This window comes from Magnetofaba australis IT-1 (assembly GCF_002109495.1).
Classification (GTDB): domain Bacteria; phylum Pseudomonadota; class Magnetococcia; order Magnetococcales; family Magnetococcaceae; genus Magnetofaba; species Magnetofaba australis.
Map to the genome: position 1 here is coordinate 27737 of NZ_LVJN01000011.1, position 19658 is coordinate 47394.

The 19658-nt window shown below is 60.8% G+C and carries 15 protein-coding genes and 1 pseudogene; all 16 read right to left on the reverse strand.

All coding sequences use genetic code 11. The features are described from left to right. Nucleotides 1-87: 87 nt before the first annotated feature. The gene (locus tag MAIT1_RS00925) at nt 88-1788 is read right to left on the reverse strand and encodes an AAA family ATPase (RefSeq protein ID WP_085440142.1); all 1701 of its coding nucleotides are present in this window, start codon (nt 1786-1788) and stop codon (nt 88-90) included. A 100-nt stretch (nt 1789-1888) separates the two neighbouring features. Then, the gene (locus tag MAIT1_RS00930; RefSeq protein WP_085440143.1) at nt 1889-2164 is read right to left on the reverse strand and encodes an FAD assembly factor SdhE; all 276 of its coding nucleotides are present in this window, start codon (nt 2162-2164) and stop codon (nt 1889-1891) included. A gap of 24 nt (nt 2165-2188) precedes the next feature. Further along, a complete protein-coding gene (locus tag MAIT1_RS00935) occupies nt 2189-2827 on the reverse strand; it encodes a pentapeptide repeat-containing protein (RefSeq protein WP_085440144.1) in 639 nt (212 codons plus the stop codon). An 11-nt stretch (nt 2828-2838) separates the two neighbouring features. Beyond that, nucleotides 2839-3714: a thiamine pyrophosphate-dependent enzyme gene (locus MAIT1_RS00940; RefSeq protein ID WP_085440145.1), complete on the reverse strand. Its 876-nt coding sequence runs from the start codon at nt 3712-3714 to the stop codon at nt 2839-2841. After that, nucleotides 3714-5432 (reverse strand): 2-oxoacid:acceptor oxidoreductase subunit alpha, encoded by a 1719-nt coding sequence (locus MAIT1_RS00945; protein ID WP_085440146.1) that lies wholly within the window; start codon nt 5430-5432, stop codon nt 3714-3716. Before MAIT1_RS00945 ends, MAIT1_RS00940 begins: the two co-directional genes overlap by 1 nt. Before the next feature lie 102 nt (nt 5433-5534). Next, the gene (gene sucD, locus MAIT1_RS00950; protein ID WP_085440147.1) at nt 5535-6410 is read right to left on the reverse strand and encodes a succinate--CoA ligase subunit alpha; all 876 of its coding nucleotides are present in this window, start codon (nt 6408-6410) and stop codon (nt 5535-5537) included. A 20-nt stretch (nt 6411-6430) separates the two neighbouring features. Beyond that, nucleotides 6431-7591, reverse strand: coding sequence for an ADP-forming succinate--CoA ligase subunit beta (gene sucC, locus MAIT1_RS00955; protein WP_085440148.1), 1161 nt, complete (start codon nt 7589-7591; stop codon nt 6431-6433). 261 nt (nt 7592-7852) lie between these two features. Next, nucleotides 7853-9508, reverse strand: a complete 1656-nt coding sequence (locus MAIT1_RS00960) for an FAD-binding protein (RefSeq protein WP_085440149.1) — start codon at nt 9506-9508, stop codon at nt 7853-7855. A 48-nt stretch (nt 9509-9556) separates the two neighbouring features. Beyond that, on the reverse strand, nt 9557-10303 hold the full coding sequence (locus MAIT1_RS00965; RefSeq protein ID WP_085440150.1) for a 4Fe-4S dicluster domain-containing protein: 747 nt from the start codon (nt 10301-10303) through the stop codon (nt 9557-9559). A 157-nt stretch (nt 10304-10460) separates the two neighbouring features. Then, entirely contained in the window at nt 10461-12686 is a 2226-nt protein-coding gene (locus MAIT1_RS00970; protein WP_085440151.1) for an NADP-dependent isocitrate dehydrogenase, read from the reverse strand. A gap of 350 nt (nt 12687-13036) precedes the next feature. Beyond that, the gene (locus MAIT1_RS00975; protein ID WP_085440152.1) at nt 13037-13831 is read right to left on the reverse strand and encodes a hypothetical protein; all 795 of its coding nucleotides are present in this window, start codon (nt 13829-13831) and stop codon (nt 13037-13039) included. Nucleotides 13832-14020: 189 nt separating this feature from the next. After that, the gene (locus MAIT1_RS00980) at nt 14021-15661 is read right to left on the reverse strand and encodes a thiamine pyrophosphate-dependent enzyme (RefSeq protein ID WP_085440153.1); all 1641 of its coding nucleotides are present in this window, start codon (nt 15659-15661) and stop codon (nt 14021-14023) included. A gap of 58 nt (nt 15662-15719) precedes the next feature. Then, entirely contained in the window at nt 15720-17753 is a 2034-nt protein-coding gene (locus tag MAIT1_RS00985; RefSeq protein ID WP_085440154.1) for a 2-oxoacid:acceptor oxidoreductase family protein, read from the reverse strand. Between the two features lie 354 nt (nt 17754-18107). Continuing rightward, nucleotides 18108-18716: a recombination mediator RecR gene (gene recR / locus MAIT1_RS00990; protein WP_085440155.1), complete on the reverse strand. Its 609-nt coding sequence runs from the start codon at nt 18714-18716 to the stop codon at nt 18108-18110. A 4-nt stretch (nt 18717-18720) separates the two neighbouring features. Next, complete coding sequence (locus MAIT1_RS00995; protein WP_198947762.1) at nt 18721-19023, reverse strand: YbaB/EbfC family nucleoid-associated protein; 303 nt, start codon at nt 19021-19023, stop codon at nt 18721-18723. A 76-nt stretch (nt 19024-19099) separates the two neighbouring features. Next, nucleotides 19100-19658, reverse strand: a pseudogene (locus tag MAIT1_RS21725) (hypothetical protein); the annotation flags it as partial.

A 19658-nucleotide genomic window follows, 5' to 3' on the forward strand; every position in this document is an offset into this window, starting at 1 on the left:
GCCGGACCTACGTTACACAAACATTGGACGGTCTGTGCAGTTTTGGTTTTGACTCACTATAGACCGGGACTGACGACGGGATTCCGGTTAGTCCAGGTCCATGCCGCGGAAGATGGCGCAGTGGGCAAAAGTTTCCAGATTGGGCTGCGCTTTGCGGTGAGCGCAGTATTTGGCCACCAATTTGGCTAAGCCTTTAATATCCCGACCTGTCGCCTTGGGGTAGCGTTCGGCCAACGCTTGGGTCATCGGCGCATCCAGACCGAGCTGGAACTGCTCGCCCATCACCGCCCAGATGCGCGCCCGCTCCTCACGTGAGGGCGCCTGATAGCGGATCATGGCGATGCAGCGGGAGATGATCGCTTCATCGATATCGTGGGTGCGGTTGGTGGTGAGGAAGAGCAGTCCGTTGAAGTACTCCAACACCCGCAGGAACACCCCCACCACGGCGTTCATGGCCAGGTTGTCATCACGGCGTTTGATATAGACGTCGGCTTCGTCGATGAGCATCACCGCGCCCCAACGCTGCGCGCGAATCAGCACCTCTTTCAAGGTCTTCTCCATCTCCGCCACGTTGAGCCCCAACTGGCCGGAGTGCACCCGGTACAAAGGACGCCGGATAATCTCCGCATACACCTCAGCGGTCAGCGTCTTGCCGACCCCCGCCGGGCCGGAGCAAAGCACAGTCGTCCCGCCGGACTTGCCCGCCACGATATCATCCATCAACACATCCATCTCGGCGGTGAGAATGTCAATCAGATCCACATGCTCAGTGGGCAGGACCAGCTTCTCTTTCAACTCCGGCTGATAGCGGTAGAGCTGGAGATAGTCAAGATGCACCCACAGATGTTGATGCATCTCCAGATGGAACAGGAACAGATAGGCGTGTACCGGAATCTGGGTAAACAACTGCGGATCCATCGCCTCAGCCAGCGCCAGAATGCGGTTGTCCGCCTCCCGAGAGAGCCCTGAATCGCGATCAATGCGCTTGAGCAGCGCGCCCAGAATGTTGCCTGCGGACTCCAGGGTCAGGTCCCGATCCTTGAGGATCGACTCATCATTGACCAGACGGGCGGGCGCGTCGCTGGTGGAGAGCGCAATGCGATTCTTACGCGAAAAGTCGGTGTTGCGATGCGTCGCCGTGGGATCGTCGGCGATGATGCCCACGCCATCCCCGGAGAACTGCTCGTGGAAGCGATTGCGCCAATCAAAATAGCGTTCGCGCTGGGCGTCATATAGCGCCAACAGTTGCGGCGTCTCCCGCACATACCCTTTAGCCGCCAGCAGCTCCGCCAAAGTCTGCCCCGCCATCGCCCGCTCGGGGAAGATCAGATGCGGATGCGCCAGTTGACCACAGCTGTTGGCGCGCACCTCCATGACCAGACGCGCGCTGTCATCGCCGCCGGGGGGCGTGAAGTCAATGCGCCCGACCACATAGGGCCGCAGCGTGGATGAGGCGTCCAGCTTGAACAGCCAGCCGCGCGCCACCCCGTTGGAGACATAGTCGATCAGATCTGGAATCAACTGCTCGAACTGGCCCATTTCATAACGCGGCAGATCCTGACTCAGCGTCAATCGATAGGCATCCAGAAGCGCGGCCTGGCGTTTACCCTCCTCCGTTGCCACGGCGCTGTGCAGATTGATCAGCGCATCCAGATGCGCAGCGCTCAACGCCTCATAGGGGATCACCACGCGCGGGGCGATTTTCAACTGCTCGCCGAAGCGCTCCAGGTCGGGACAGAGACGCAGCAACGCAGTGGCCACGTCACGGGACAGCTCTATTTTGGCCATGGGGAGGGTCCAGCACGAAACAGGGGTTCAACGGAGAAGAGCGCGCAGGGGCGCGAATCATGGCGGGAGTATACAAAAACGCACCGCCAGAGGCGATGCGTTACGTACAGTACTTGGCCAGCCTCTGCAACCAGGACGGGTCCAGCGCCTCCGGCGCAGGCTTGAGCCCGCTCACCCAATCGTAGAGGTCCGCATCGGGATAGTGCAGCAGCGCCAAACACATCTGGCAATCCGCCAGGGTCAGGCTATCCCCCTCGCCCGCCAGGAAGGCGTTCCAGAGGCGGTCGGCCTCCAAAATGGAGCGTGTCTGCGCAAGGTATTGCACCTTGCGCTTAAACCCATCCAGTTGGCTTTGTTGCTCCGGGGTAAGAGCCATCTCAGGGCTCCCAGTCGCAGACAATCACTCGCCGTCAAAGGTGACCAGCTTATCGCGCCAGTCGGTGTCCACATGATCGGCGTCGCCCCACGGCGGCTTGCCGTAGTAGAGCGCGTCGGTGGCGATAATCTGGTCGTATGTGGCCGAATGCAGATCCGCTTTGCGCAGATCCGTGGCGGAGAGATCGCACTGGGCGAACGCGGCGTCCTCCAGCGTGGTCTCGCGCATATTCACCGAGTCAATGCGACAGCGCGAGAAAGTGCTGCCGGTAAAATCGGTGCCCTGCAACTCCGATCGGGAAAACACCACATCGGCAAAGGTGGAAGACGAAGCGTTGCTCAGATAGAGACGCATATCGCGCATGTCGGCGCCGCTGAAATCGCAGCCCGGCATCTCCACGCGCTGAAAAAAGCCGCCATGCAGGTTGACGCCAGAGAGATTCACCCCCGCCATAAAGGCGTCCTGGACAAACACATGGTCCAGATTGGCGTCTTTCAGATTGGCGCCCTGCAACTGACTGCCCGACAGAACCGCCTCGGACAAGTCCAGGCTGGAAAGATCCAGCCCGGACAGGTCCAGGAAGCTCAAATCCGCACCAGCCAGAGAGCCCTCCCGGCCCTTTTCGGCCAGGAGGGACTCACGGGATTCAAACCGCTTGAGCATGCTTCACTCGCTTACGGCTTGGAGCGCGCGATGATCTGATTGATGTCGTAGTCGGCATGGCCGCCCACTTTCTCAATGATCTTGTCCAGGTTTTCGCGCAGGGTCGGTTTGTTGGCCTTGTAGAGCAGACCCATGGGCGCTTTGCCGCCGGGACGACGCGCCAACTCCATGGCCGCGCCCAGATCACTGGCGTCGTGGCCTTCAGGAACCTCTTCCACCAGATCACGATAGTGCTGGATGGTGTCGATTTTGTTGAAGGTGGGGCACTGGCTGAAGATGTTCACGTAAGCGAAGCCGTTGTGCTCCATGGCGCCCTTGATCAGTTCGGCGCAGATGTTGGGCTTGCCGGCGAACGCCTGCGCCACATAGGTGGCGCCGTAGGTCAGCATGTAGAGCAGCGGGTTCATCGGCTCTTCAGGACCACCATAAGGGGTGGTGTAAGCCTTCATCTCCGGACGCGAAGTCGGCGAGTACTGACCTTTGGTCAGACCGTAGATGCCGTTATCCATGAGGATGTAGGTCATGTTGACGTTCTTACGCGCCATGTGCGGCATGTGACCGCCGCCGATGGAGAAGCCGTCGCCGTCGCCGCCGGAGACGCACACAGCCAGATCGGGACGCGCCACAGCGGTGCCGGTGGCCACTGCGCCGGCGCGGCCGTGCAGGGTGTGCATCTTGTAGGAGTTGACGAAGTACGGCATGCGCGAGGAGCAGCCAATGCCGGAGATGTTGACGAATTTGGTCGGGTCAACGCCCAGCTCGGACAACGCCTTGTAGGTTCCGTTCAGAATGCCGAAGTGACCACAGCCCGGGCACCAAGTCGTCGGCACCTCGGATTTGTAATCCTTGGGCTTCATTTCCACCTGATTGAAAGCAGCAACGGACATTAGAGCAGCTCCTTGGTCTTCTCGATCATCATGATGGGGGTGAACGGCAGGCCACCACAGATCGTATAAGGAATGGGTTTGATGGAGGTTTCAGCACGGATGAAGTGCGAAAGCTGGCCTTGGAAGTTCACTTCCGGCACCAGAATCTTCTTACACTTGGCGGCGAAATCCTCATATTGCTTGACCGGCATGGGGTACAAAAGTTTCGGGTAGAAGCCCTTCACTTTGATGCCCTCTTCACGCATGCGCGCAATGGCTTCACGCGCCACGCCGATGGTGCTGCCCCAGGTGATGATGCCGACATCGGCCTCTTCATCGGGGTCGCCATCGATCTCTGTGGGCTTGTACTTGTCCACCAACGGCGCAATTTTGTTGAAACGCTTGCGATGGTTGGCTTCGTGGGCCACGGGGCCGTAGTTGGGCGCGCCAGTCTCGCTGTGCTCCAGGCCGGTGGCGATGTGCATCGCGCCCGGAGTGCCAGGGTCGGCCATGGGCGAGATGTTGTCGTCAGTGAACAGATAGCGTTTGAACTCGCCCTGACCATCCCACTTGCGGCGATCGACAATGGTGTAGCTGGCCGGATCGGGTCGGGGAATGGTCTGGGTGGAGAACGCCAGCGAACCGTCGGAGAGCAGCACCACGGGGGTCTGATACTCTTCGGCGATGTTGAGCGCATCCACGGTCATGTCGATGCAGTCTTTCACATCTTCAACCGACATCACCACGCGCGGGGAGTCGCCATGGCCGCCGTGAATGGCCAGGAACAGGTCCGACTGCTCGTGCTTGGTGGGCAGACCAGTGGAGGGACCGCCACGCTGCACGTCCACCACCAGAGCGGGGGTCTCGGACATGGTGCTCATGCCGAGCAGCTCGCTCATCAGCGCCAAACCGGGACCAGACGTCGCGGTCATGGATTTCTTACCGGCATAGGAGGCGCCCAACACCTGCGCCAACGAGGCGATTTCGTCCTCGGCCTGCACCAGCACGCCGCCGCACTTGGGCAGGTGGGTGGAGACGTATTTGGCCACTTCGGTGGCCGGGGTGATGGGGTAAGCGGAGAAGAAGTCCAGCTTGCCGATCACCGCGCCCAGACCCACGGCGTCGTTGCCGGAGATGATGATGACGTCTTTGGGCTCTTGCGCATCGGCCACGCGATAGGTGTCGGTTTTGCTCTGTTCCGCGGCCATCTTCTTGCCCAACTCGAACGCCTCCAGGTTCAGGCGCAGCACCTCTTCGCCTTTGGAGGTGAACTTGTCGGTGAGCACGCGGATCAAGGTCTCTTCGTTGATGTTGAAGAGCACCGACATGGCGCCCATGGCCACCATGTTCTTGGCGCGATACTGCTTCAGCCCCTTGGCGGTCTTGGACATGGGGATGGGATAGGCGTGCACCCCTTCCGGGATCTCCGGCTCGAAGTCGCCGCCCGGATAGTCGTACACAAAAGCGGTGCCGGGCTTGAGCAGATGCTTGTTCAGCTCGTAGGCTTCGCCGTTAAACGCGCAGAACACGTCAAACGTATCGCCTTGGTTATACAGCGTCTCAGAGCTGGCGCGCACCTGATACATGGCGTAGCCGCCCTTGATCTCCGCGGGGAAGGTTTTGAAGGTATACACTTCCAAACCGGCGCGAGCGCAAGCCGCTGCGATAAAGTCGCCGGTGGAGATGATGCCTTCACCACCCTCACCCGCGATACGAATGACCAGATCTTTTTTCTCCATGGAAATCCCCTTCAAGAAAACCGTCTTGCAATGCGCTTTCGTCGTCTTTGCAAATGAGCGGTCTGATGGCCTGGAGCGGCGTTGGCCGCCTCGGCCGGTCAATTAGCCTCGGCCCAAGGCCTTGAGCATGGTACCGCCGATGTCCGCAGGGGACTTGGCGATGTGAACGCCCGCCGCCTCCAGCGCGGCGAACTTGTCGGCGGCGGTGCCCTTGCCGCCGGAGATGATAGCCCCGGCATGGCCCATCCGCTTGCCCGGAGGCGCGGTGGAGCCGGCGATGAAGCCGACCACGGGCTTTTTCATATTGGCTTTGATCCAAGCCGCGGCGTCCTCTTCGGCGTTGCCGCCGATCTCGCCGATCATCACCACTGCTTCGGTCTCATCGTCGGCGTTGAACAGCTCCAGACAATCGATGAAGTTGGTGCCATTGACCGGGTCGCCGCCGATGCCCACGCAAGTGGACTGACCCAGACCCGCCGCCGTGGTCTGCGCCACCGCTTCATAGGTCAGGGTGCCCGAACGCGACACCACGCCAATGCTGCCGCGCTTGTGGATGTGGCCAGGCATGATGCCGATTTTGCAAGCATCGGGGGTGATCACGCCGGGGCAGTTGGGGCCCACCAGTCGCGATTCGCTATCCTGCAGGAAGCGCTTGGCGCGCACCATGTCCAGCACCGGGATGCCCTCGGTGATGCAGATGATCAGCTTGACGCCCGCGTCGGCCGCTTCAATGATGGCGTCGGCGGCGAACGGCGGCGGCACGAAGATCACCGAAGCATCAGCCTCGGTCTCCTTGTAGGCGTCGGCCACGGTGTTGAACACCGGCAGCCCCAGATGGGTGGATCCGCCCTTACCGGGGGTCACGCCGCCCACCATTTTGGTGCCGTAGGCGATGGCCTGCTCGGAGTGGAAGGTGCCATTGGCGCCGGTGAAGCCCTGGCAGATCACTTTGGTCTCTTTGTCGATCAGAATGCTCATGGCGTCTCTCCTGGCCTCCCTTACTGAATCGCCGCCACCGCTTTTTCAGCGGCGTCGTTGAGGTTGTCGGCGGAGATGATGGGCAGACCCGAATCGGCCATGATCTGCTTGCCCTTCTCCACGTTGGTGCCTTCCAAACGCACCACCAAGGGCACTTTCAGCTCCACTTCGCGGGCTGCGGCCACCACCCCTTCAGCAATGACGTCACAACGCATGATGCCGCCGAAGATGTTGACCAAAACGCCTTTGACGTTGGGGTCGGAGAGAATCAGTTTAAACGCGGCGGTGACGCGCTCGGTGGTGGCGCCGCCCCCCACGTCCAGGAAGTTGGCCGGGCTGCCGCCATAGAGCTTGATGATGTCCATGGTGGCCATAGCCAAACCGGCGCCGTTGACCATGCAGCCGATCTCGCCATCCAGCGCGATGTAGTTGAGTTCATGCTTGGAGGCTTCGATCTCCTTGGGATCCTCTTCATCGAAGTCGCGCAGCTCTTCGATGTCCTTATGGCGATAGAGGCTATTAGAGTCGAAGTTCATCTTGCAGTCCAGCGCCATGACGTCGCCGGAGCCGGTCACCACCAACGGGTTGATCTCCACCAGAGAGGCGTCGGTATCCATGAAGGCGTTGTACAGCGCGATCATGAACTTCACCGCCTTGCCGATCTGCTTGCCTTCCAGACCCAGACCAAAGGCCAGATTACGCGCTTGGTAGGGCATCATCCCCACCGCCGGATCGATGGCTTCCAGCAGAATCTTTTCGGGGCTCTCTGCGGCCACCTGTTCGATCTCCATGCCGCCCTCAGTGGAGGCCATCATGGTCACGCGGGAGGTTTCACGGTCGATCACCATGCCCAGATAGAGTTCTCGGGCGATGTCACACCCCTCTTCCACATACAGGCGCTTAACCTCTTTACCGGCGGGGCCGGTTTGGTGCGTCACCAACGTCATGCCCAACATGCGTTCGGCTTCGGTCTTCACGTCCGCCGTGCTCTTCACCACCTTCACGCCGCCCGCTTTGCCGCGGCCTCCAGCGTGAATTTGAGCTTTCACCACGAAGACATCGCCACCCAACTCCTTCGCCGCGCTTTCTGCTTCCACCGGCGTGTAGGCCACGCGTCCACGGGGCACGGTCACGCCGTATTTGGCGACGATCTCCTTGGCTTGATACTCATGTATGTTCATGACGTCTCCCGCCTACTGCAGTTGAAAAATGCGCTATTGATGCTTAAACGACGCGGTTTTTCAGGCGTTTAGCGCGTCTTCGCGCATACCAATTACTCTCTCAGTGATGGCTAATATAAAAAACAATTATGATGCTCCACAAGGACTATTTATATTTCATTATTCGCAACGACTCTGTAATAACGGTGGATTATGCACATATAAATCCGACCAGATCAAACTGTAATAACACTCTCTCATGCACACATAAAGTAAACTGAATTAAATCGGCAATGTGGTTCCATAGCGCGGCAGCAACATGGGCGCAACTTGCGTCTCGGGAATTTTGGCTTGCGCCAGTTCGATGAGGAATGGCTCCAGATGATCCAGCTTGAGCGCCGCGCCCGGACCCATGCGCTGGGAGAACTCCGCCGCGGCCACGCCGGCGCGCAGTCCGAACACGATAATCTCCAGCAGCGCATTGCCCATTAAACGGTTGTTGCCATGAACTCCGCCGGTGACTTCGCCACAAGCGTACAATCCCGGCATATTCACCCCGCCCTGGGGCGTGATATTGACCCCGCCATTTTGATAATGCAGGGTCGGATAGGCCAGCAACGGGGTCACGCTGATGTCGATGCCGTGGTGGAGAAACTCTTTATATTTACCGGGGAAGTTCTTTTTAACGGCGCCGATGCCGTGAATTCTCTCAATCAGCGGCGTATCCAGCCACACGCCAAATCCGCCTGCGGGCAACTCCACGCCGTTGCCGAACTCCAGGCACTCGCGAATGATCGCCGCCGAAGTGACGTCGCGCGGCTCCAGCGGATTGACGAAGGCGTCGCCGTGACGGTTGAGCAGTTGCGCCCCCATGCCGCGGAACTTCTCGGTAATCAGCAGCCCCTTCTTCTGTTCCGGCCAGGCGATGCCGGTGGGGTGATACTGATTGTGCGCCAGATCGCGGATCGGCAACCCGGCGCGATAGGCCATCACCAGACCATCGGCGGTGGCGCCGTAGTGGTTGGAGGTGGGGAAATCCTGAATGTGCAGACGGCCAAAACCACCGGTGGCGATCACCACACTGTTGGCCTGGATCACCTTGACGTCTTTGTGGATCAGACGCTCCACCACCGCGCCCATGGCGCGGCCATCCTCGTCCACCAGCAACTCGACCGCCGGGCAGAACTCCAGCAACTGCACGTTCTTTTCCACGCGCACGCGATCCCACACCACCCGCATCAACTCCAGACCGGTGATGTCGCCCGCCGAGTGCAGTCGCTTGCGTGAGGTGCCGCCGCCGTGACGCGTCTTGAGCCGCCCGGTGGGATATTTGTCCAACATCATGCCCAGCTCTTCGAGCCAGGCCAGCGCCAACGGACCATCACTGGTGAGGGCTTCCACCAGATCGGGGTCGTTGCTGAAGTGGCCGCCGCCGAGGATATCCAGATAGTGCTGCAGGGGCGAGTCGCACTCCTGGCTGGCGGCTTGAATACCGCCTTCGGCCATCACCGTATTGGAGTCGCTATGGCGTAGTTTGGTGGCGATCATCACCTTCGCCCCCTTCTCCGCCGCCGCAATAGCCGCCGCCGCGCCCGCGCCGCCCGCGCCGATCACCAGCACGTCGCAACTATAATCGGGCTCCAGATTGCCCCTGGCGTAGAGCTTACGCACCGACTCGCGCGGCCACGCCTGCAGCAGACGCACCAGCTCTTTGGGCGCCATCATCCCTTGGGAGCGGCCGACCTGCAACGCCTCTTTGCCATCGTCGCGATAGTCCGGATGCCAATCCTCCAACCACGCGCGACGGTCGGACAGCGACAGTGTCGGGATCTCATCGCCCCGGTGAATACGCGCGGCGCGATCATTGCGGGTCTGATCCACCAAGCGCGCCGATTCGCGCAGCGCACGGGGAAAAATGCTCAGGTGGCTCTCAGGCATAAGAAGATTCCGCGCTGAAAGAGGGGTTGAAACTGAAAGGACGCATCATCACGGAATCATGCTCCGATCCTCCGGCAACCAGACGCCGGGGGGCGTATCGGCGGGCTCTTTTTCACGCCGTTGGTACAGGGTGCGCAACTCGTCGGCGTCCAACCGACGCAGGGATTGGAAGCCCTTGCGCATCTCATTGCTATGGGCGCGCTCCACGGCGCGAACCAGATCGTCAGATTTGGCTTGAATGTGTTTGGCGTAGTAGCGCCGCGCAGCCAGCGCGGCGTTGGGCTGCGAAATCTGCGCCGGGCAGCGGCTGGCGCAGGCCTGACACTGCACGCAGGTGAAGGACTCTTCGGCGGCGGCTTTCAGGTCGCCACGCTTGATCATGCCCACGTAGCCCATCACGTCGATGCCCACCGGACACAGACGGGTACACTCGCGGCACATGATGCAGTGGTTCACTTCCGGGTAGAGATTGACCACTTTAAACGCGGGCGTCTCATCGGCGTCCAGCGTGAGGTCATAATCCACCACATTTTGCGGGAAGGTGGTCAGCGGCATCACCCGCATATCGGGGACCACCTCCTGCTGACACATCAGTACGGCTTTGAGCTCCTTATCGCCGGGGATGCGATAGAACGCCGCGCAGGCGCCGCAGACGCCGCCTCGGCACCCCACGCCGCGCACGAAGCGAATGCCCGCCTCCTCCAGCGCCGCAATGATGGTGCGCCCAGCGGGCACTTCATAAGGGGCTTCTTCGTAGTAGATGACGATCCGGTCTTCGGTGGAACTGACGTTCATCCATCACCTCATCGGGCGGATGCGGCGAAAATCGACCGCAAGGGCGGATGCCGCGCGTAATGCGCAATACAGGTAATCTAGCAAAGAATGCGAGCAGAAAGAATGGCGCGCGCCGAGGCCGGGCAATTCGGCCTCGGCGCGCGTTGCGGACGCGAGATTACAGAATCGCGTTGAAGGTGGCGCTGGGGCGCATGGCCACAGCGACTTTGGCAGGGTCGGGATGGTAGTAACCGCCCACATCCTGGGGCTTGCCCTGGGTGGCGTCAATCTCCGCCATAATCTTCTCTTCGTTAGCTTCCAGCTGATCGGCGATGGGCGCGAAGTAGGCTTTCATCTCCGCATCGTCGTTCTGCTCGGCCAGAGCGCGCGCCCAGTAGCGGGCGATGTAGTAGTGGCTGCCACGGTTGTCGATCTGGCCCACTTTACGCTGCGGCGATTTGTTGTTGTCCAGCAGTTGGCCGGTGGCCACATCCAGAGCCGCGCCCAGGACTTTGGCCTTGGGGTTGTCGCGGGTGATGGCCAAGTGCTCCAGAGAGGCGGCCAGGGCGGCGAATTCGCCCAGGGAGTCCCAACGCAGGTGACCCTCTTCGTTGAACTGCTGCACGTGCTTGGGCGCCGAACCGCCCGCGCCGGTCTCGAACAGACCGCCGCCATTCATCAACGGCACGATGGAGAGCATCTTGGCGCTGGTGCCCAGCTCCAAGATCGGGAACAGGTCGGTGTTGTAGTCACGCAGCACGTTGCCGGTCACGGAGATGGTGTTCTTACCCTCTTTCATGCGCGCCAGGGAGAACTCGGTGGCCTCCACCGGACCCATGATGCGGATGTCCAGACCGTTGGTGTCGTGATCCTTCAGGTAGGTTTCCACCTTTTTGATCAGCTCGGCGTGGTGGGCGCGATCCTTGGAGAGCCAGAACACAGCCGGGTCGCCGGAGAGACGGGCGCGGTTCACAGCCAGTTTCACCCAGTCCTGAATGGGGGCGTCCTTCACCTGACAGGCGCGCCAGATGTCGCCGGTTTCCACCGCATGCTCGATCAGGGTCGCGCCGCTGTTCTCGTCCACCACGCGCATGGTCCCTTCACTCGGAGCGGTGAAGGTCTTGTCGTGGGAGCCGTACTCTTCGGCCTTCTGCGCCATCAGACCCACGTTGGGCACGCTGCCCATGGTGCGGGGATCGAACGCGCCGTTCTTCTTACAGAAATCCACGGTGGCCTTGTAGACGCCGGCATAGGAGGAGTCGGGAATCACGCAGTAGGCGTCGCGCGCCTTGCCGTCGGGGCCCCAACCGATGCCGCCGGCGCGGATCACCGCCGGCATGGAGGCGTCGATGATCACGTCGGAAGGCACATCCAGGTTGGTGATGCCCTTATCGGAGTTGACCATGTACAGATCCGGCTGCTTCTCCAGACACGCAACCAGATCGGCTTCGATCTCAGCTTTTTTGTCGGCGGGCAGACCGGCGATCTTGTTCTTCAGGTCGCCAAGGCCGTTGTTGGGGTCCACGCCCAACTCTTTCAGAGTGTCGGCGTGCTTGTCGTAGACGTCAGCAAAGAACACGCTCACCGCATGGCCGAAGATGATGGGGTCGGAGACCTTCATCATGGTGGCTTTCATGTGCAGCGAGAACAGCGCGTCCATGCCCTTGACCGCTTCGATCTGCTCGGCCAGGAACTTGCGCAGCGCCTTCACGCTCATGAAGGTGCCATCCACCACTTCACCAGCCAAGAGCTTCAGGCCAGACTTCAGGGCCGTGACGTTGCCTGCAGCGTCGACAAACTCGATACGCGCGGAGGTGGCGGCGGGGATGGTGATGGACTTCTCATTGTGGTGGAAGTCATCGGCGGACATGGTGGCCACATCGCACTGGGAGGTGGATTTCCACTCGCCCATGCTGTGGGGGTTCTTGGCCGCATAGGCCTTCACCGCCGGCGGCGGACGACGATCGGAGTTACCCTCGCGCAGCACCGGGTTCACCGCCGAGCCTTTGATGGCGTCGTAGCGGGCTTTGATCTCTTCTTCCTTGGCGTTGGCCGGAGCTTCGGGGTAGTCAGGCAGATCATAGCCTTGAGCCTGCAGCTCTTTGACAGCCGCCACCAACTGCGGGATCGAGGCGCTGACGTTGGGCAGCTTGATCACGTTGGCTTCAGGGGTCTTCACCAATTCACCCAGCAGCGCCAGATCGTCATTTTGCTTCTGCGCGTCGGTCAGATTCTCCGGGAAGGTGGCGATGATGCGCCCGGCCAGAGAGATATCCTTGGTGCCAACGGCAATGCCAGCTTGTTTGGCGAACGCTTGGATAATAGGCAGGAACGAGCCGCTGGCCAGTTCAGGGGCCTCATCGACTTTGGTATAGATGATATCCGGTTGGTTCTGATCCGACATAATGCTCTCTCCGCTGTTTTCGCTGATCGCTATCCCATAACGGGCTGTCGTTTTGCGCCCGTTTCGCCGGTCGGCTCGTGGGGGTGAGCCCGACCTGACGAAACGCGCAGTCAACTCCGGGCGCCGTGGGCGGCGTAAACATTAGCACTTTCTAACGCAGGCCAGGAGGATGACACGATACCCTCTATTTCGCAAGGTGATAATTCACCCTTTTGGCCGCGTAAACCGTCGTCTTAACGGGTCAGTCGCGCAACTGGCGACTCTGGTTTGTTGACGACATTGATGCTGTGCAATCACCCGGAATGCAGCATTATATACCTGACTTATACCCGATATGTCAAATTTATATATTACCCATTGCTGTTAAGGTCGCTCATCACCTCATGGGCCATGGCCAAGCGCTGCGCCTTGACCTCATCCCCACAATATTTCGACCGAATATTAACGGTTTGCCCCGACTCTAAATCTTGACTGAAGACCGGATGTTCGGCGTCTGTTTTATAAGATTCGACCAGATTCTTCAGCTGATCGACGAGCTCATCGGCGCTTTTGGGGCGATTGCTGCGCACAAAATCCGCCAGAAAAGCCAGCTTCTCCACCCGCAACGAGCCATGGGCCACCATGGCGCTGGTCAGCGTCTCCAATAGCTGCGCGGCCGTCGGCGTCACCCACACGCGACACCGCGCCAAGGCCATCCCCTGCAGCCGCGCCGATTCCGGCATCAGGGCGCCAATCCGCTCCGCTACCGTGGCGGGCACGCTGTGGTTGATATTCAGCAGGCGCACATAGCGCTCCAACGCCGACTCTGTGGGCGCCACGCGAATATGCTCCTGACCATAGTGGATGGGGGTGCGCACGCCCGTCTCCATCAGCAGGCCGGGGATTTTCGCCAGCAACTCATCTGAGGCCCCTTCCGGCGGCAACACCGCCTCACACTGGGCGCGCTCCTCCAGATGCGGAGTGAACAGAGGCGAAATCAACAGTTCCGCCTGCCACTCCTCCAACTCCGCCATGCGCTCGGCGCGGAGTCCTTCCAACGGGTCGTCCACTTCCATCTCAGTACACAGCGCCACCGCCTGCTTAGCGGTCAATTCACGCGGGGTTTCCAGCGTCTCTTGAATCATATTCACCAATGATTGCGACATGATGCTCCTCCTGACAGAGCTCTTCTCAGCACGCAGCGATCAGCGGTCTTACCTTCCGCCGACACAAGGCCAGCGCGCGCGTTATCGGAGAAAAAAACGCCACGCCGTTTTCACGGCGTGGCGTTTTCAATCTACTCTCGCAGACTCTTTCCAAACCCTGCGAGTTCCCGAAAACCCGAGGATTTTCGTTTATTTTTTCGCCTTCTTGGCGGCCTTCTCGGCTTCCCAATCCTCATTGGTGACGCCCGCCAGATCCTGCAGCAGACGCCAGTTGAGCAGGCGGTCGTGCATGGACTCCAGCAGCACGTCGGAGGGGTCGCCGTTCTTATCGAAGTGCTTCATGAAGCGACCTTCGGTGCGGGCGAAGGTGAGGAAGTCCACGATCTCCTCGCCCTCTTTGGTCTTCTTGTGGTGCCAGTCGCGCTTCACCGAGGGGTTGCCCTGCAGGGACATGCGCTCGGCGATGGTGTCGCCCGCTTCCGGATCGTAGGTGAAGATCGGGAAGGCGCGGCTCTCCATGGCCAGGATCGCCTGGGTGTAGGAGAGGTCGTCGGCCACTTGGTGTTCCGGCTGACAGGTGGTGTAGACGTTGATCAGCGCCGGACCATCGAACTCGATGGCGCGCTCGATGCACTTATAGAAGTGGCTGGTCATGGGGCCGATGGTCTGGGCCACATAGACGTTGGGGTGCATCATGGCGATGTTGGCGATCTCCTTACGCCGCTCCCACTTACCCTTCACCGCTTTACCATGCACCGACATCTTGGCGTTCTGGCCGATGAAGGTGCCGGTGGAGGTCTGACCGCCGGTGTTGGAGTAGACCTGGGTGTCGAGCACCAGAGCCTTGATGTTCATGCCCGAGGTGAGCATGCGCGACAGGGCCTGGAAGCCGATGTCCAGCATGGCGCCGTCGCCGCCGAAGGCCCACAGCACGTGGTCCTTCTTGCCGATCTGATCCCAGTGGGCGCGCACGCCCATGGCCACGGTCGGCGCGTTCTCGAACAGCGAGTTCATCCAGGGCACGCGGAACGGGTTGTAGGGATAGGTGGAGCCATACACGGTGTTGCAGCCGGTGGCGGCGGTGATGCCATACTTGTGGCCCACCTTCTCGTGGGTCATGGCCAGCAGCTGACGAATCACCGAAGCTTCGCCGCAACCCATGCAGGAACCGGCGCCGCCCACGTACTGGTTGGCGTCGTCCTTGAGCATGATGTCAACCTTGAGTTTCGGGTTGACGTACTCATTGGGGGTCTCCGGGCCATTCTTGTAGAAGTCCCAGATGGAGAAGTAGTTGGGCAGATTGTCCTTGGTCTTCTTGATCATCTTCAGGGCGTCGTGATCGCCGCAGGCCACCACGCACTCGCCGCACCCTTTACACTTGGTGGGGTCGATGAAGATGCCGAACAGGGCGCCGCCGGGAGCGTTGGCGTCCTTCTCTTTTTTCTTCTCGTAGGTCTTCCAGAACTTGGTGGTCTGGACGAATTGGGCTTTGAGCAGATCGCGCTCGCCCGCTTCGGGCACATTGGCCAGATAGGCTTCGAGGTCTTCCGGCTTGGAGACGCGGCCCCAGATGGCCGAGTCGGGACAGTTCTGCACGCACTCCATGCAGGCCACGCAGTTCTCGGCGATCAGCTCCGGCAGATCCGGGGCGATGTAGGAGAAGTCGCGGTAGGAGCCGGTGCCGGCGGGCACGGCGGAGTGGGCGACAAACTTGTCGGCGGGCTGACCGGAGCCAGCGCCGGTGTTATAGGCGTTCATCACCTCTTTGGCGCGATCAATGTCGTACCATTGCGGCGTCTTTTCCGAATAGATCTTAACTTGCTCGCTCATCAGTTATCTCTCCATCAGGCGCAGGGCCTGTTGCTCGTCTCGTTGGGGGAAAGGACCCTTAGATGAAGAACGCGTTGACGTCCTTACCTTTGGCGTCCCACTCCTCCTTGCCCTGAGCCAGCACTTCGGCAGGGGTGGCGTCCATGATCTCCTGGGTCACTTCCATGACCCGGTCATAGCCGCGCTTCACCGCGTCGAGGTTGTCGTCCACCACCTGCTGACCGCGCTTGCCGAAGTATTTATCCAGCGGCTTGCGCACTTCCACGAACAGGTCCTCGGAAGACATGTTGGCGTTCTTCTGGAACGGAGTGATGCGCAGGAACACGCCCAGCAGCACCACGCCTTGGAAGCGCTGGATCAGCGAGTCGTCGGATTTGCACGATTCGCGGGCGATGTCGATGGTGTCCACGCCGAAGAACTTCACCTTGTTGGCCTGCATGTAGTACTTGGCGTAAGGCGGCAGCGAGTCCCACAGCGCCTGCGGATCGGGCTCGTCGGTGTGCTGGAAGACGATGCCGCCATCCTGCAGACCCACCAGCGGGTTGCCCATGAACCAGGTGGTCGGGTCCATCAACGGCACGAAGTCCACCTGCTGCAGTTCGCAGTGGGTGAGGATCTTGCCGGTGGGGGTCACCGTCAGATAGGTGTTGGTGGGCAGACCTTTTTTCTCCGAACCATACTTGGGCGCGGCTTGCACTTTGAAGCCGAAGATGTCGCCCAGCATGGTGGCGATGACCTTGTTGGTGGTCACCGAGCCGAAGCCGCCAACGGAGTGGGCGCGCACCGAGAAGGAGCCCTCGGGACGCACATCCGGCTCCTCTTCGGGGGCCAGGGCGGTGTCGTGGTCGATGCCCAGGGAGAAGTAACGCTTACCGGCGTTGCCCTTGGTCATGTTGGTGGCCACGGCCATGATGTGGCCGGGGGTGACGTCGCGGGAGCCCAGGCCGGCGGAGCCGCTGTGCACGAAAGGCATCTTTTCGATGGTTTCGAAGCCCTCGAGGCCCATCATCGCTTTGGCCAGAGAGGCCTCGATGTCGGTGGTCAGCGGGTTGTCCACCATGGTGGGGCAGTCGCAGCGCTCGATCACCGAGATCGCCTTGACGTTCTTGAGGGCGCGCACGATCTGCTTGGACGGGAACGGACGGAAGCAGGTGACGTTGATCACGCCCACTTTGATGCCCGCTTCGCGGATCTTGCCAATGGCGGACATGCAGGTCTCGGCGGTGGTGCCCATGGCGATGATGGCGTACTCGGCGTCATCCATCATCACTTCTTCGATCAGATCGTATTTGCGACCGGTCAGGCGGTAGAACTCCGCCATGGCGTTTTCGATCTTCTCGGGCAGATCCTGATACACGTAACGCTGGGCGATTTTGCCCTGCATGTAGGCGTCCTGGTTCTGCACCACGCCGGTTTGCAGCGGCGCTTCGGGGTCGAACAAGTTGCGAATCTTATCACGGGGGTCGCCCAGATATTCGCGAACCAGGTCGTCCTCGGGGAAGTTCAGGTTCTCGATGGTGTGGCTGATCAGGAAGCCATCCTGCACGTTCATGAACGGCGTATGGCTGTCCTCGGCGGCGCGGTGCGCAATCAAGCACAGGTCGGCGCTGGCCTGCACACTGTGGGCGAACAGGATGCCCCAGGGCACATCGGCCACGCCCATGACGTCGTCATGACCGGCGTGCACGTTCAGACCCTGGTGGGTCAGCGCGCGCGCGGCGATGTTCAGCACGTGGGGCAGACGCTTGCCAGCGATGGTGTAGAGCACCTCTTTCATCAGGATCAAGCCCTGACCGGAGGTGAAGTTGGCCACCCGGCCGCCCGCCAGCGCAAAGCCTTCGCAGGCCGAAGCCGAAGAGTGCTCGGACTCCAACTCCATCCACGCCAGGGTGGTGCCCCAGACGTTCTTGAAACCATTGGCGACAGCGACCTGATAGTGCTGACCCATGATGGTGGAGGAGGTGATGGGATAGGCCGCCGCGCCGTCGGTGGCGCGAGTTTCCACATACGAAATGGCGTCGGAACCGTCGCCGGTGCCGGGGATGCCAGGGTAAGGAAAGGCCTGCTGATCTTCCGCTTTCAAGGTTGCCATGCCAAGAACACTCCATGCTTGGAAAACTGCGTACGCCCTTGCGCGCGCCATGGCGCGAATGCGCCAGCGTGAATACGGGAATACTTCTCGGTAGTTCTTTCACTTTATGCGCCGAACGTTAGCCCATTGCACGGCCGAGCGCACCTGATTTTTTTCCCTTCAGTGGTCAACGGGGCTGGAACTTAACGCCAACTTCCTGATTCTCCGTTAAAAGCACAGAGCGTCGGGATATAAAATATTTTATAGCACTACCGGTTTGAAGTTAAAACTATAGCCCAATTCGCTCGCCTTGTGCAGCAGGAATTCGTCGACGAAACGCCCGAAAAATCGCGTCGCTATTTCGTCACGGATTCATCATAGAGGACGTCGTCCCGCCAACGCCTGATACAGGGTGGATTCGTCCAGATACTCCAACTCGCCGCCCATGGGCATGCCGTAGGCCAGACGCGACACGGTCACATCCACCCCCTGCAAGCCGTGCAACATGGCGGTGAGGTAGTGCGCCGTGGCTTCGCCGCTGACGGTGGGGTTGGTGGCGATGATCACCTCTTCGATGGATTCGCTGCGCATGCGCTCAAGCAGCGCGCCCAGATTGAGATCCTCCGGGCCGACGCCGTCGATAGGGCTGAGCGCGCCGCCCAACACATGGTAGACGCCGCGGAAGGAGCCTGCGCGCTCCATGGCCATCAGATCGCTGGCCTCCTCCACCACGCACAGCTGCGCGCTCTGTCGTTTGGGATCCGCACAGATCCAACAGAGTTCCGCTTCGGCCAGATTAAAACAGCGCGAGCAGGCGCGCACGCGCTCCTGCATGGTGGTGAGCGCCGCGCTCAACTGGGCGATGCCCTGTGGCCCCTCGCGCAGCAGATGCGCCACCATGCGTTGGGCGCTTTTGCGCCCAACGCCGGGCAGACGGGTGAGCAGCGCCACCGCCGCCTCCACCGAAGGCAAGCCGCCGCTCATGGGATCAGAACGGCATCTTCATGCCGGGGATGTTCAAGCCGCCGGTCACCGCCGAGAGCTTGTCCTGGGAGATCTGTTGCATGCGCGCCTGGGCGTCGTTGACCGCGGCGGTGACCAGATCCTCCAGCATTTCCATATCCTCGGGATCGGCCAGTTTGGGATCGATGGTCACCTTCTCCAGCAGATTCTTGCCATTCATCACCACGGTCACCAGACCGGCGCCCGCCTGCCCCTCCACGGTGGTCACCGCCAGCTCCTCTTGGACCTTGGCCATTTTCGCCTGCATCATCTGCGCTTGCTTAAGCATATTGCCGATATTCTTCACGTCGATTCTCTCTTTGGTTGATCAGTCTTGCGCGGGATAAACAGCGCCGCGCACGGAATTATTCGATGGGCTCCACCCGCGCGATGCGCGCGGCGAAGCGTTGGCGCAACTGCGTGATCAGCGGATCCTGCTCCGCTTGATCGCGCAACACGTCCAGATGCTCCTGACGTTCGCGCCGCTCCTGCTGGGCCAGGGACTCCGGCGCGCCGCCGCTCTGTTGCGGCGCCTCATCCGGCCCCATCACTTTGACCGTTGCGCCCTCCACGCCGCAGGAAAGGAGAAAGTGCGCCAGCTTCTCACGCAAGGCGCTGGGCGAGCCGCCCACATTGCTGGTGAGCGCCAGCTCCAACTGCAGCGGATCACCCTCCCCCGCGCCGCCGGCAAAGCGCAGACACGCCACCTGAGCTTTGAGCTTTTCCCCCAGCGCTTTGTTGTGATGGCGCGTGGTGCGCACCAACGCCTCCCAACTGCTGAAGTCGTCGGGCGGCGCGGGTTCGGCTTGCGGCTCAGTTTCCGACGACGACGGCGCAGGAGCCGACTCTGACGCCACCTGGCGCAGCGCATGCGCTTCAGCAGGCGGCATGGGCGACGACGACGGGGGAGTAGGAGCTTGGGGC